This is a genomic window from Leuconostoc sp. DB-1, assembly GCF_013414845.1.
Classification (GTDB): Bacteria; Bacillota; Bacilli; order Lactobacillales; family Lactobacillaceae; genus Leuconostoc; species Leuconostoc mesenteroides.
The window spans coordinates 967,410-982,234 of the sequence record NZ_JABFNJ010000001.1 but is presented as its reverse complement, the minus strand read 5'-3'; the positions used below and the strand labels follow the sequence as shown (position 1 = coordinate 982,234).

Sequence of the window (14,825 nt, the reverse complement as noted above, 5' to 3'; positions counted from 1 at the left end):
ATGCAAGTAAATAGTATTTCAGATGTTATCATTGCAATCGCTTTGGCAGCTATTCCAATCATTGGTGGTTGGATTGGTAAAGTCATTACTGGTAATAGCAAAGCCACCACTTTGATTAACGTTCTATCACCATTGGCAAAGGCTGCAATCGTAGCTATGCAAAAGTTAGGTGTGACACAATACCTAGATGGTGAAGCCAAGAAGTTGGGTGCCGTTGATATTGTTAAAAAAGCGTTATCAGCGTTAGGCTTATCAGATACAGATGAAACAATAATCAAGAACGCTATTGAAAAAGAATATGCTGCATTGATTAATGAGTTGAATCAGACGTACCCACAGATGACGGCTGAACAAGCCAAAGCGCAAGAGGCAGCAAAACAACAAGCCAGTGAAGTAGCCAAGGCTGATGAGTTAGCCAAAGCACAACAAGCATTAGCTGATGCACAAGCAAAGGTTAACGCCTTACAAAATTGAATATAATAAAAACGCCCGACTGGATTATTTCTGGTTGGGCGGTTTTTTTGGTTATACGAAATTTTGTTCGTGTTTAAAGAAAAAACTGTGAAAATCAAGATAATTAGTTTGTGTTGGACAATAAATGTGTTATCATGATGTTGTGAAGAAAATGTATAAATTGTTTCGTTCGTTGTTTTCTTCTCCTAATCTGGGCAACGGGTACCCAAGAGGATCATTAGCTAGACTATGGGAGCTAGCACAGCTTACTCTAGGCTATATTGGAGAATCATTAGTCAGACTACGGGAGCTGACACAGACTACTCTGGTCTATAAAGAAATTACCCGTGTACATAGTTTGTGCGATTGTTAGCTACATAACATCGCTTTTTTTATAGTAAGGAATATTATGAATCTAAAATCTGACAAGGACGATCAACGTTACGTCCTAAAAAAATTGCAAGAGTTTGCCCGTTTCTTCGAAGAACACTTTCTTAATAAAACGGTGCATTTTACTTTCAAAAACGGGAGTTATAACACAGCTGTTAGAGTTAAATTCATGCCACATCAATTCCAACACTTAGTCGGAATAAAATATGAACTTGGAGCAAATGCTTTTTGGGAACATGTTTTAAAAGGAAACGTTAGTTGGAGAGCGGTGAAATTAACTGATTTTGCACGACAAAGAAGTAATAAATTTGGCAGAGACAAGAGAACTAATTTTGAGAAAAAATTAAACACAATTAGTTCTGCCAAAGATATTATGACCGAAAAAGTTAGAATTTGCACAGAGGGAGAATTGTTTGGAGTAGAATATGATCATCTAATAAGAACAAATAGGCAAACAATTGGTTTAGCAAGTAAAACCGCCAAATTTGGTGAGTATTTTTTATCTAATTTGGACTTAACTGATGTAACAGATAAAGATAAGAGAGGCGAAAAAGTTATTCAATTAACATCATTCAATAACCAAAGGCTTCTTTACAAAATTTATTTTAAAAAATTAAACATTAAAAAAGGAAAAAAATACAAACATGTAAATAATGGAGCTGCGCATCACATCAAAGTAGGTATGAAAAAAGCAAACTAGTATCTATTTGCCCTCAACCCGCACAAGTGATACCATTAAATAACCCAACAACATCGTGATGAGTTACTTCCAATTTCCTGTCTGATATGTTTGTTGGGTTTTTATTTGCTATTCTGAGTGAATGATGTTAGTGTTAAGGAGTAATAAAGTTTTTGATTTTGATTTGTTTTTCTCGGAGGACTCTCAGTACCAATTATTTAAAATTACAAATAAATTGGTGATTGCACCAAAGGAGAAACATATAATGGAAACAGGTACAGTAAAGTGGTTTAATGGCGATAAGGGTTTCGGATTTATCACACGTGAAAACGGTGATGATGTCTTCGCTCACTTCTCAGCTATTCAAGGTGATGGCTTCAAGACGCTTGATGAAGGTCAGTCAGTGACTTTCGGTGTTGAGAATGGCGATCGTGGTTTGCAAGCTGTTAATATCGTTAAAGCTTAATAAATCGGAAAGTTCACGCAGGTGGGCTTTTTTTATTTGCAAAAAAGAACAAGCGTTCGTATAATGTCATAGAGGTGACATTATGAACTACGACGACAAACTAATCGAAGAAATCAAGAAGCGATTCACGAAACAGAAGAATACCCTATATTGGGTGCGCATCGTGTATCAAAGATATTCCAAGCAGTTAAACGTGTTCTTTGAATACGCCAAAATAGGTATGGCGACACATTCTGAACAAATAGGTAGGTACGTTGAATCTGAAAAGAATCGTATGCCGGAATTAGCAAAACGTATCAAAACAGAAACAAACGTAAGTGTGGAACTTGGTGATTTTTGATGGATTTAATATTAGTTATTGTTTTCGGAGAATTTATTGGTTAAAATAATCATGTAATTATATTAAAAGTAATTACGCGGCCCGATAGCATTCCGAGAAGCTTTACCCCTATCGGGTCTTTTTATTACAAAATATTTAAAAACACTTTTTAAAATTAGTAGTGTATAATTATTTTTAAGCCTAACAGACTTTCTTCGCTCTATAAGTATAATTACCTGAGTTATTTTTGTTCGCTTATTCATCTGTTAGGCTTTTTACTTGCAAAAATGCATGTCAATATAGTAGAATTATTTTACGCCTAGCTGGCAGTCAAACTCCATGATAATATCCTCCCAAGGTGATTATCAATTTATTGCGCATCCTGCTAGGTTTTTATATAGATGAAACTCGTTAAAAAACCGGCTAGAAATCAATCTAGTCGGCTTTTTATTTTGGGGAAAATTTGGGGAAATAGTAACAAATATCTGGCTTATTATGAAGCAATTTGTTTATTAACAATGCCTGTACAGTGGTGTTCAAACACATTAAAACACACTTATATAGTAGCCGTTAAGTAATTAATACCCTTAATATTATCCAGATAAATTAAGAGCAAGCTCAACATGGGCTTGCTCTTTTTCCTTTTGGCACGGTATATCATAAATTGATAACCGATTCGAGATTGAAAGGTTATTTTTGTAATACGTGTTAGGTAAGTGGTTAGATATAATCCAAAAATGACGCATTGGTACCGAGGTAAGTGATCTCGATAAAAAGCGACTAGATTAACGTCTCGTCGCTTTTTATCATTATATTTATATAGAAGGGGGTAATACTAGACTAGGCGTGCAGGATTACCCACAGCAGTAGAATAGGCGGGAACATCGTTTAAAACCACAGCATTAGCACCAACTTTACTATTTGCACCAATAGTAATATTGCCCAATATTTGCGCATGAGCACCAATGAAGCTGTAGCTCTCGATATGAGGGTGTCTACGTTCTGTCACCGCATGACGAGCACCCAGAGTGACACCATGTAATATGGTTACACCATCGTCAATAATTGCAGTTTCACCAATAACAACACCTACACCGTGATCAATAAATACGCCACGACCAATTTGTGCACCGGGGGCAATAAATATATCAGTTCGTTTGGCTGACCAACGAGCAATGATGGCAGCGAGCAAATAACGGTGATGAATATGAAGCCAATGAGCAACGCGATGAAACCACAGTGCATGTAACCCAGGGTAAGTTAAAATCACCATCATAAGGCTTTTTGCGGCTGGGTCGCGCTTTAGAATTGATTTAGCAGTAAAAAACATTTTTTCTCCACTATTATTTCAATTGATTAAAACCTTGTTCTAGGTCCTCAATTAAATCTTCAATATCTTCAACACCCACAGAGAGACGGATTAGTTCGTCTTGAATGCCATGAGATAGCCGGATATTACGAGGAATGGCGCCGTGAGTCATTTTAGCTGGAATTTCAATTAGGCTTTCAAGTGCACCTAAACTCTCTGCTAAGGTAACGATTTTTAAGTTACTAATGAATTGTTCTGGATCCAGCCCAGCCTTTAGCTCAAATGAAATCATGGCACCAAAACCATTCATCTGTTGCTTGGCTAAAGCATGGTCAGGATTATCAGGATCACCAGGGAAATATATTTTACCAACTTTATCTTGTGTTTTAAGGTAATCAAATATTGTTTGCGCATTTGACTGGTGAGCACGCATTCTTAATCCAAGCGTTTTCATACCTCGTTGTAGGAGCCAACTTTCCTGAGGGGCCAAGATTGCACCAATCGCATTTTGTAAGAACTTAATTTTCTCACTAAGTTTCTCACCTTTAGTAACAACTAAGCCGGCAATGAGGTCGCTATGACCACCTAAGTACTTTGAAGCGCTGTGAACAACAATGTCCACACCTAGGTCAATTGGCTTTTGTACATAAGGAGAAGCAAATGTGTTGTCAACAATACTTAATAAATTATGACGATGAGCAAGTTCGGAAATTGCCTTGATATCACTAATGCGTAATAGAGGATTAGTTGGTGTTTCAAGGTAAATGGCGACAGTATTATCTTGAATAGCTTCCTGAATAGCAGATAAATCACGGGTATCGACAATTGTAAATGTCTGACCTGTTCTTTTTAGGACATTGTCAATTAGCCTAAATGTACCACCATAAACATCGTTTCCAACAATAATGTGATCCCCAGATGAAAATAGTGAAAAAATAGTACTTATCGCCGCAGATCCTGATGCAAAAGCAAAGCCAGCAGTACCATTTTCTAAGTCTGCAATTAAGCTTTCTACGGCTTCACGGGTTGGGTTGCCAGATCTTGAATATTCATATTTTGCCTCGCCAATTTTAGTTTGCTTAAAGGTTGAAGCCATATGAATAGGGACAGATACGGCGCCAGTTGATTGGTCAACACTAATGCCACCATGAATAAGTTGTGTATCAAATTTCATTTTTCTTTCCTCAGTTTCCATAAATGTTTGTGCTCATGTAACGTTCGCTGCTGTCTGGGAATATCGTGACAATATTACTTTGTGGCGGCAAAGTTTCTGCCATCTGTAGGCTAGCAGCCAAGGCCGCGCCACTTGAACTACCGATAAAAAGTCCTAGGTTCTCGGCAGCATATCGAACTTGCTGAAAGGCATTGTCATCGCTAATAGTTAATGTTTTGTCAATGTGAATTGATTCGAAGAATGGTGGTACAAATTCAACACCAATACCTTCTGTACGGTGAGCATGTGCTGGGCCACCATTTAAAATAGATCCTTCGGGTTCTACAACAATATTTTTTATAGTTGCATCATATTCACTCAGATATTTGGCAATTCCAGCAAAAGTTCCACCACTACCAGCACCAGCAACAAAAGCATCAATCTTTTCGTTTTTCAAATCTGTAACGATTTCTGGTGCTAGCGTTTTGTAATATGTTTCAGGATTAGCAGGATTAGCAAATTGCATTGGCAAGTAGCTGTTTTCAATTTCCGCTGCTATCGATTTTGCTTTGGAAATGGCACCTTTAATACCTTCGTTAGAAGGTGTGTTGATGATTGTTGCGCCCAATGCTTTCATGAGTTGCTGTTTTTCAGCGCTGAATTTCTCAGGTACAACAAGAATGGTTGGTAATTTATATTGTTGCGCAGCTAATGCCAAGCCAATACCAGTATTTCCGGCAGTCGGTTCAATAATCGTTGAATTTTGATTAATTAGATTTCGCTGCCAAGCATCTGATATTAAGAATTGTCCTAAACGGTCTTTAATGCTACCACCAGGATTGAACATCTCCAGTTTTGCAAAAATGCGACTTTGGTTTGGAACAGGTATTTGCAGTTCAATTAACGGTGTTTGGCCAACTAATTGATGTATGTTTTTGATTAGCATAATGTATCCTTGTATATTTTCTTAGTAAAAAGCAAACAAAAAACGCGAAAATTCAATTGAATTCCCGCGTTTTGATAGTTTAACTGTGTAAGTAGAAAATTTTAAGTTATGATATACCCAAAAAATTCATGCTCAATAAACAGTACAACATCGAAAACGCGTTGTACTGCAGCATGTTGAATTAAATGTAGCAAAAGGTAACACCATAATGAACTCCTAGTTATGAATTGAGTTAAATATACTATAGATAAAATATTTTGTCAAACAATGTTGGAAGTGATTTTAATATTGATAGAATTTTAAATTAATCTTCTTTTAATTTCCAGTCTATATGATAAACGTATGCCAATTAAGGGTTGTCACAATGATGTGACTTTCAATGAGTAATTTAATCTCTGCTGGTAAAACACTACTGAATAAGTGAGGAAAAAAATGAATAAAAAGTCTCAGGTTGCACATGCTGTTATTTCAAAACGCTATAAAATGTATAAGGCTGGTAAGGTTTGGTTATTTGCTGGTTTATCTGCCTTAGTTATTGGTGGTCTTGGTCAGATCACTGCTAGTGCGGATACCACATCGACAGACGCTGTTTATACGACAGACACAGCATCAACAACAGATAGCACAAGTGACACAACAAGCAGTGCGACAGATGACGAAACAACAACGGCTGATAGCACAAGTGACACAACAAGCAGTGCGACAGACGAAACAACAACGGCTGATAGCACAAGTGACACAACAAGCAGTGCGACAGACGAATCATTAACAACAGATAGTGCAAGCGACACAACAAGCGGTGCGACGGATGCATCAACGACGGCTGATAGCACAAGTGACACAACAAGCAGTGCGACAGACGAATCATCAACAACAGATAGTGCAAGCGACACAATAAGCGGTGCGACGGATGCATCAACGACGGCTGATAGTACAAGTGACACAACAAGCAGTGCGACGGATGCATCAACGACGGCTGATAGTACAAGTGACACAACAAGCAGTGCGACGGATGCATCAACAGCTGATAGCACAGGTGATATAACAAGTAGTGTGACTGACACAACAAGTAATACGTTAAGTGCATCTACGGGAAACACGAGTAATATAACATTTAATTCATCCTCAGCGATAATTACAGGAGATGGTGCAACTAGTGATGGAAACACAGTCACAATTAGCGAAGCTGGAACTTACAATATTGAGGGTACAGCGACTGATGCACAAATAATTGTTAACGCACCAGTAACTGCGGCAGTAAAGTTAGTATTTAACAATGTTGATTTAGCCAACCAAATTGGTGCTGTGCTTAATGGTAAGCAATTTGGTAGTTTGTCGATTGAAGTAGTGGGTACAAACAATATCACAACTTCTGTAGTCGTTGAAGATGAAGAGTCATTAGATACAACAAATCCGAATGGCGCCATATATGCTAATGGTGACTTAACAATTGATGGTGATGGTACCTTAAATATTAGTTCAACTATGAATGGTATATCCTCTGATGGCACCTTAACTATTAATTCTGGTACGTTAAATATTACTAAGTCATATGAAGCTTTGGAAGGGGAAATCGTAACAATTAACGGTGGAACGATTAACCTGAATTCAAGTGACGATATTATCAATGCTCAGTTAGATCAAACTAAATACGATGCAGGATCTACTGACACACAAGCAATTAATATTAACGGTGGCATCTTAACCATTCGAGGAAATGGTGATGGGCTAGATTCCAACGGTGACATCAATATTAGTGGCGGTACAATCATAGATTTAATTAATTCAACGCCTGATAATGGTGCGCTTGATGCAGATGGTACAATTACATTTACAGGTGGAACAATTATTTGGGGTGGTACCGGAACAGAAGGGACGCCAGATACGGAATCAACACAAAGCTATGTAGCTATTGGATCCGTAACAGCTGGGTCAACAATTGTTATTTCAAAAGATGGGCAGGAAATTTTCTCCACAACTATTCCTGACGCGACAACGTATCTAAATATATCAACGGAGGGCATTGTATCCGGTGAAACGTATCAAGTAAGCGTTAACGGTACCTCAACGGATATCATTGCTGGTCAAGGTGGTGGCTCAGGTATGACCGCTGAAGGTGGTATGGGCAACATGGGGACACCACCAGATGGACAATTTGGTCAAGGAACTTTTCCAGGTAGTGGTAGTTTTCCTGGTGGAGAAGCACCTGCAAATAAGCCGGATAGTGCACCGTCAGCACCATCAGGAGAGAGTATCCCAAGTACTTCTGAAAATAATGCCCAAGAATCAACTAATAACAGTGCGCCAGTAGATAATGATTCGGCCACATCGTCAGCGCCCAAAACAGAAGATGGTTCAACAGTAGTTGCAGAAGACGCTGTTGGCGAAACGGACACAAACTCATCCAATACAGTTGAGTCACCGGACAGCACTGTAACAGTTACGGCTGATTTAGAAAGCAACGATGCTGAACAAACGCTTCAAACAAGTAATGACCCTGCAGAAAATGTTTCATCAGTGACGACTGCTACTAATGAAACATCAATAACAAACGAAAATGATGACAAAGCCGAGAGTACAAAAGTTACTACTTCATCATCCTCATCCTTACCAAAAACAGGGACTAGTAACGCTAGTGTGCTATCTAGTTTAATTGCGATACTGGTACAAGTTGGTTTGTTAGCAGGATTAAGAACTAAGTATAGAACATCAAAAGAGACTAAATAATTATTATTTTCATGAATCGTTAGAAAAACCGTTTATTATAAACGGTTTTTTGATTAGAACGGTTGGTTGAAAAATTTAGTGCAACATGGAATAATAAACAGGTAATTATTAAACATTATTTTGTCATCATACTAATGGCAGACTAAAAGGGATGAAAAATATGCAAAAAATAAAACTACCAATAACTGATAATATTGCTACCGAACAAGTTAATGAATTTAGAAAGTTTATAACTTCTCCAGCTATTATTCAATTATCTATAGGTGTCATTGTCGGTGGTAGTTTGACTGATTTAATCAAAAGTGTGATTAGTTTTGCTTCTAATTTGTTTTATTATTTGTCTTTACTGCTATTTTCAAAAAACCACTCGGCCAAAAGCAACTTAGTCTTAGATCCATTACGTAGTGTTTTTGAAAACTTTCTAACGTTATGTACTATTGCTGCATGTGTCTTTTTCTTTGTTAAATTGGTCAATAAATTTTTAATCAAAGAGGCCTCAGAGACTTTGGGTTATAACGCACAACTTGAAGAAACGAAAAAGTTAATTAAGATACAGCATGAAACCAATGAGCTGCTCAAGAAATCAGTTAATCTGCAAGAAAAATTATTGAATCAAACTGAGGAGAAAAAGGATTGATTCATGTCAAGCAGAGGGCTTTTTGGCCTACCTGTAAGCGTTTGCAAAAGAAATCAATAAGGGTTATACTGAAGTTATAGGTTAGGTGAGTTTCTAAAGACGGTTAGCTGACCCCAAAACAACTTGTTCGTAGTTTATGCTATTAGTTTACAAGTATTGCCACGTGCATGATGTTAAATGACTAGTTTAAGCAAGATGATGTTTATGTTCCCCAAAGTGAGAATATAGGGCAGTTTTCGTCAAAAAGCAAGTTGTTTTTTGTTACTCAAAACGATGGTATGCTAACAGATAATTTATTTGAGTAGCGTAGCATGCATGATTATATCAGAGAGGAAGCACTTATGATTAGTAGAATTGTTGTTGCGATAGACGGTAGCGAAGCAGCTCAAAGAGCAGTCGATTTTAGCGTTGAATTGGCAAAGAAGTTTGATGCTAAAATAGATATCGTTAATGTAATTCAGTATCCAACCATCACTTATTACGACTCTGACCAATCTTTTTATGATTCTTTGGTGCAGAGAATGACTAATACAGCATCAGCAAAACTTGATGAGGCAGCAGCTGTTGTCAAAGACGCTGAAATTGCAGTTGATACACATGTCCTACAAGGTGATGCTCGATTTGTTTTGGCTGATCAGGTCCCAGAACAACTCAGTCCTGATTTAATCGTAATGGGAAAAACCGGTACTAATATTGTCATGCGTGTATTCATGGGTTCAACGGCTCGATATGTTTCAGAGCATGCTGAAACCAGTGTATTGCTAGTACAATAGATTTGACAAAGATGATTACGCTACTTTTTTAGTAGTGTTTTTTTGTGCGGTTATGATTATTATTCTAAATATATTCCAGCAGTAATCTAGTATAATAGTTTTTGTGGAGGAAACACACTAAACATGACAGAATTAATACAACATGAGCCAACGCAAGACGTTATTGCGCAAAGTGTTGCGGCTAAAGTAACGAATATAACTAAAAAGCAAATTAATGCTACACTAACCTTGCTTAACGAAGGATCAACTGTCCCTTTCATCGCTAGATATCGAAAAGAAATGACGGGTGAACTGGATGAAGTACAGATTCGTGATATCCAATCTATTGCAAAAAGGTCAAAAGAATTAGTAGAACGAAAAAATACAGTTTTGAAAGCCATTTTTGAACAACGCAAATTGACTGATGCTTTGCAAAAGAGTATTCAAGACGTTCAGACGCTTCAGGGACTAGAAGATATATATTTACCATATAAACAAAAACGTCGGACCAGAGCGATGGTTGCACGAGAAAATGGTCTGCAACCACTTGCCGACTGGTTAATGACGCATATTAATAGTAATATTGATGATGATTTTCGAAATAACGTTAATGAAGCTTTACCAACTATGGTCGATGTGCGTGCAGGAGTGCATGAAATTTTGGCTGAACAAATCGGTGAAAATGCTAATTATCGTCAATGGCTACGCTTGAGAATGGCTGTAGATGGGTTGTTGGTTTCTAGCTTAAAGCGTGGTATGGCTGGAAAAGATGAGCAAAAAGTTTACGAGCAATATTACGATTTTACTGAAACAATTAAATCACTTCTCAACAATAAATTTCGTATTTTAGCAGTGAACAGAGGTGAAAAAGAGGGCATATTATCAGTGAAAATTGATTTTTCTGAGGCGCGTATGATGCACTTTATTCAAACGAAAGAGTTGAACGGGCAAAATCCGACAGGCCAAGGATATGAGATATTACAACATGCCATTGAAGATGCTTATAAACGTTTTATTCGTCCAGCAGTCGAAAGAGAAATTAGACAAGAATTGACAAGCCAAGCACAAGAGCAAGCCATTAAGGTATTTGGTGACAATCTTTATCATCTTTTGATGCAAGCACCTCTGAAGAATAAAATTGTGATGGGTTTTGATCCAGGATTTCGTACAGGATCAAAATTAGCAATTATTGACAGCAATGGCAAGTTTTTAGCTAAGCAGGTTATCTATCCGCATAAACCAGCTAATGTGCAGAAACGGTCCGAAGCAATTAACACTTTCAAACAATTGGTATCAGATTACAAGATAGAGCTGGTAGCAATTGGGAATGGCACAGCGTCTCGTGAATCTGAAGAGTTTGTTGCGGAAAATTTGCCAGCCGGTGTAAAGTATACCATTGTCAACGAAGCGGGCGCTTCAGTCTATTCTGCTTCCGAGCAGGCGCGGGAAGAATTTCCTGATTTACACGTGGAAGAGCGCAGTGCGATTTCTATTGGGCGCAGGATTCAGGACCCGTTAGCTGAATTAATCAAGATTGATCCAAAGTCCGTTGGTGTTGGTCAATATCAGCATGATTTGAATGCAAAAACACTAGATGAACAAGTAGACAACGTTGTCGAAACAGCAGTTAACCAAGTTGGTGTTAATTTAAATACAGCCTCACCTGTGTTATTAGCTCACATTGCAGGCCTAAATAAGAATTTGGCTCAAAATATCGTTAATTATCGAAACGACTTTGGTGAATTTACATCACGTACACAAATCAAGAAAGTACCACGTTTAGGACCTAAAGCGTATGAACAGGCTGCTGGATTTTTACGTATTGTGGATGGTAAGAATATATTAGATAACACGGATATTCATCCAGAAAGTTATACCGCTGCTAAAAAGTTATTGTCATTAGCAAACATAAACCCAGTAAACTTAGCGACAGATGAAGCTAATACGGTATTGAACCGATTAGATAATGAGCACACAGCGGAGCAATTAGATGTTGGTATACAAACGTTGCATGATATGATTATGAGCTTACAAAAGCCGGGACGAGATGGTCGTTCAGAAATGGTAGGGGCATTGCTAAAATCTGATGTTATGCACATTGAAGATTTGAAAGCAGGTATGAAACTACAAGGTACCGTTCGCAATGTTGTGGATTTTGGCGCATTTGTGGATCTGGGCGTCAAACACGATGGACTTGTGCATATTTCTAGAATAAGTACACGTCGTATTAAACATCCATCTGAAATTGTATCTGTTGGTGATATTGTTGAGGTCTGGATTGTTGATGTTGATGAAAAAAGAAATCGCATTGGATTAACCATGTTGGCGCCGCAATAACAGACGTTGGTTGTAATAAAAAAACCTTACCGCTTAGCGGGTAAGGTTTTTAATTTTCATTAATCAACTAGAGGTAAGATATTAACAATGGCGATACGATCACTTTCATCGTTTTTCAAGCGAGTAATAATTTCGTTATAACGAGCTTCGGACAATGGTTCTTTGCGATCAAATGATAATATTTTGTTTTCAATGTGATTACTAGTACTAGGATATTGTTCGATACGGTAGATAATAAGTAGTTTTTTATAAGCAAACGGTTGGACAATCATACCATCTAGACGATTTTCAACTGTTTCTGTGGCTTGATTAGCTGCATTCTCTTCAATTTGTGATGTTGCTTTTTTAAATAGTGACATTATTTCATCTCCGTGTTTTGTTTAAAGTAAGTCGTTAGGGCCGTAGTTAAGTTTTTGGCAATTTTCTTTTGATAACTGCTTTTACGAATATATTTCAAGTCAGCATTGTTATTGATGAAGCCATTTTCAAGTAAGATTGCAGGTTGACTAGTATTTTTTATTGCTATATAAGCAGCTGTATCAACACCTCGATTATTCAAAGGCATATTATTTAACGAGGAACTAACTACTTCTGCTAGCGTTTTAGAATTTTTGTGATAATAATATTGTGAAATACCGGTTGCTTTGGTACCCTCTGCTGAAGAGTCAAAGTGAAAGGATATCTGTGCATCGGCTTTATTTTTTTCGCCAGGAATGGCTATTTTCAAAAGTGGCACAATTTTATCACTATCTCTTGTCATGATGACACGAGCACCAGTAGGTTTTAAGGCTGCCCTAACATGCCTGGCAGTACGTAAAGTGTATGTTTTTTCTTTATACTTGCCGTTTGATGATAGGGCACCAGTATCAGAACCGCCGTGACCAGGGTCTAAAACAATAGTGGCTTCACTAATCGGTTTTGCTGTTTTTAAGATGGTTGAATTTGCCACCCAACTGGCCACCCAGCCGACTTTTTCATTGTCAGAACGGCGGACTTGCCACCAGCCGTGTTTCTTGTCTATCACAATTAGTCGTGTACCACTTTTTAGTGAAGCTAATGATTTGTATTGTCGCCCAGGGCCATTTCGAAACTGAACATTGTTGGGATGGGTAATAATCTCTTCTTTTGAAACGAGTGAAATAATTAATCCTACTACTGTAATTAATATACTGACAGTAATGATGATGCCAATCAAATTACTTAAAAGCCATTTTTTAACCATAATATCCTTGCGCACATTTTCTATTTATATATAGTAGTTTACCATATTTTTATTTTTGAAAACGCTTACTTAATTTGGAATATATTATCGTTATTATCTTAAATTTACTGTATAATATAGTTTTAGAAAAGAAAAGGATTAAAAGAGTAGACGCAGATGTCAAAAATAATGGCAGTAAACGCCGGAAGTTCTTCACTTAAGTTTCAATTGTTAGAAATGCCCGAGGAAACAGTTATTACACAAGGGGTAATCGAACGAATTGGTATGGACGATGCAATCATCACAGTTAAGTATGGTGCAGATGTTGAACCTGTTCGTTTGGTTGGTACTGAAGATGGTACAATTTCATTAACAAAAAGTGGTGATCAGAAATACGAAGCTGAATTACCAATTAAAGATCATCATGCAGCAATTGATTTGATGTTAAAAAAATTATCAGATTTAGGAATTATTAAAGATTTTCAAGAAATAACAGGTGTTGGCCATCGCGTTGTTGCTGGTGGTGAGTGGTTCAATCATTCAGTTGTTGTTGATGATGACGTGTTATCTAAGATAGATCGCTTAGCTGATTACGCACCATTGCACAACCCAGCTAATGCAATGGGGATTCGAGCATTCCAAAAATTGTTGCCACATGCGACTTCTGTTGCAGTGTTTGATACATCATTTCATCAAACAATGCCTGAAAAGAATTATCTATATAGCTTGCCATATGAATACTACGCACGCTACGGTGCTCGTAAATATGGTGCGCACGGAACTTCACATCGTTATGTAACTGAACGTGCGGCAGACAAATTAGGAATACCATTAGACGAGTTTAATGCGATTTCATTTCATTTAGGTGCTGGAGCGTCAGTAACGGCAATTAAAAATGGTAAGTCATACGATACGTCAATGGGATTCACACCACTTGCTGGCTTGACAATGGCGACTCGTTCTGGGGATGTGGATCCATCATTAATTTATTATATTCAAGAACGTGAAGGCCTTTCAAATGAAGAAATGCTTAATGTCTTAAATAAAAAATCTGGTCTATTAGGCATCTCAACTATTTCAAGTGATATGCGTGATTTGGAAAATGTTCAGGAAACCAATACTCATGCGCAATTGGCATTGGATATGTTCTACGATCGTGTGATTCGTTATGCAGGGCAGTATTTTGCTGAACTAGGTCGTGTGGATGCTATTATTTTCACAGCAGGTATCGGTGAAAACGATGCAGTAACACGTGCTAAAGTATTGAAATCATTGGCATTTGCGGGCGTTGATCTAGATGAAGAAGCAAACAATGTTCGTGGTAAAGAAACAATTATAACAACATCCGGTTCTAAAGTAACTGGGTTATTGATTCCGACAAATGAGGAATTAATGATTGCACGTGATGTGGTAACATTACAAAACACAAAATAAAAAGTTGGCGTAAGCCAACTTT

The 14,825-nt window shown here is 37.5% G+C and carries 14 protein-coding genes; 9 read left to right on the top strand and 5 right to left on the bottom strand.

Annotation, left to right across the window (positions count from 1 at the left end; translation table 11 throughout):
• From HFP47_RS04680 to HFP47_RS04665, 4 genes are all read left to right on the top strand, one after another.
• On the top strand, positions 1 to 474 hold the full coding sequence (locus HFP47_RS04680; protein ID WP_179876121.1) for a holin: 474 nt from the start codon (positions 1 to 3) through the stop codon (positions 472 to 474).
• A gap of 388 nt (positions 475 to 862) precedes the next feature.
• On the top strand, positions 863 to 1,543 hold the full coding sequence (locus HFP47_RS04675; protein ID WP_179876120.1) for a PBECR4 domain-containing protein: 681 nt from the start codon (positions 863 to 865) through the stop codon (positions 1,541 to 1,543).
• 244 nt (positions 1,544 to 1,787) lie between these two features.
• Positions 1,788 to 1,988, top strand: coding sequence for a cold-shock protein (locus HFP47_RS04670; RefSeq protein ID WP_114665800.1), 201 nt, complete (start codon positions 1,788 to 1,790; stop codon positions 1,986 to 1,988).
• 82 nt (positions 1,989 to 2,070) lie between these two features.
• On the top strand, positions 2,071 to 2,328 hold the full coding sequence (locus tag HFP47_RS04665; RefSeq protein ID WP_179876119.1) for a hypothetical protein: 258 nt from the start codon (positions 2,071 to 2,073) through the stop codon (positions 2,326 to 2,328).
• A gap of 814 nt (positions 2,329 to 3,142) precedes the next feature.
• Here the strand turns inward: HFP47_RS04665 and epsC are convergent.
• From epsC to HFP47_RS04650, 3 genes are read right to left on the bottom strand one after another with little or no spacing between them, the layout of a single operon-like run.
• Positions 3,143 to 3,637 carry a serine O-acetyltransferase EpsC gene (gene epsC / locus HFP47_RS04660; RefSeq protein ID WP_014324855.1) on the bottom strand — a complete coding sequence of 165 codons (495 nt, stop codon included), beginning with the start codon at positions 3,635 to 3,637 and terminating at the stop codon, positions 3,143 to 3,145.
• A gap of 13 nt (positions 3,638 to 3,650) precedes the next feature.
• On the bottom strand, positions 3,651 to 4,790 hold the full coding sequence (locus HFP47_RS04655) for a PLP-dependent aspartate aminotransferase family protein (protein ID WP_011680005.1): 1,140 nt from the start codon (positions 4,788 to 4,790) through the stop codon (positions 3,651 to 3,653).
• A gap of 10 nt (positions 4,791 to 4,800) precedes the next feature.
• Positions 4,801 to 5,715, bottom strand: a complete 915-nt coding sequence (locus HFP47_RS04650) for a PLP-dependent cysteine synthase family protein (RefSeq protein ID WP_096639307.1) — start codon at positions 5,713 to 5,715, stop codon at positions 4,801 to 4,803.
• Positions 5,716 to 6,147: 432 nt separating this feature from the next.
• On the opposite strand from HFP47_RS04650, the gene HFP47_RS04645 reads away from it, so the two are divergent.
• The 4 genes from HFP47_RS04645 to HFP47_RS04630 all read left to right on the top strand — a co-directional run bounded on the left by HFP47_RS04645 (position 6,148) and on the right by HFP47_RS04630 (position 12,168).
• Entirely contained in the window at positions 6,148 to 8,442 is a 2,295-nt protein-coding gene (locus HFP47_RS04645) for a carbohydrate-binding domain-containing protein (protein ID WP_179876118.1), read from the top strand.
• 160 nt (positions 8,443 to 8,602) lie between these two features.
• Positions 8,603 to 9,079 carry an MscL family protein gene (locus tag HFP47_RS04640; RefSeq protein WP_102753777.1) on the top strand — a complete coding sequence of 159 codons (477 nt, stop codon included), beginning with the start codon at positions 8,603 to 8,605 and terminating at the stop codon, positions 9,077 to 9,079.
• 341 nt (positions 9,080 to 9,420) lie between these two features.
• A complete protein-coding gene (locus HFP47_RS04635; RefSeq protein ID WP_010290893.1) occupies positions 9,421 to 9,852 on the top strand; it encodes a universal stress protein in 432 nt (143 codons plus the stop codon).
• Positions 9,853 to 9,975: 123 nt separating this feature from the next.
• Positions 9,976 to 12,168 carry a Tex family protein gene (locus tag HFP47_RS04630; RefSeq protein ID WP_179876117.1) on the top strand — a complete coding sequence of 731 codons (2,193 nt, stop codon included), beginning with the start codon at positions 9,976 to 9,978 and terminating at the stop codon, positions 12,166 to 12,168.
• Between the two features lie 59 nt (positions 12,169 to 12,227).
• Here the strand turns inward: HFP47_RS04630 and HFP47_RS04625 are convergent, their stop codons facing one another.
• Both HFP47_RS04625 and HFP47_RS04620 read right to left on the bottom strand, forming a co-directional pair.
• Positions 12,228 to 12,527 (bottom strand): hypothetical protein, encoded by a 300-nt coding sequence (locus tag HFP47_RS04625; protein ID WP_096639304.1) that lies wholly within the window; start codon positions 12,525 to 12,527, stop codon positions 12,228 to 12,230.
• Positions 12,527 to 13,390 (bottom strand): N-acetylmuramoyl-L-alanine amidase, encoded by an 864-nt coding sequence (locus HFP47_RS04620; protein ID WP_011680000.1) that lies wholly within the window; start codon positions 13,388 to 13,390, stop codon positions 12,527 to 12,529. Before HFP47_RS04620 ends, HFP47_RS04625 begins: the two co-directional genes overlap by 1 nt.
• Positions 13,391 to 13,546: 156 nt before the next feature.
• Between HFP47_RS04620 and HFP47_RS04615 the strand changes: the two genes are divergently transcribed.
• Complete coding sequence (locus tag HFP47_RS04615) at positions 13,547 to 14,803, top strand: acetate/propionate family kinase (protein ID WP_002814776.1); 1,257 nt, start codon at positions 13,547 to 13,549, stop codon at positions 14,801 to 14,803.
• The last annotated feature ends 22 nt before the right edge of the window (positions 14,804 to 14,825 follow it).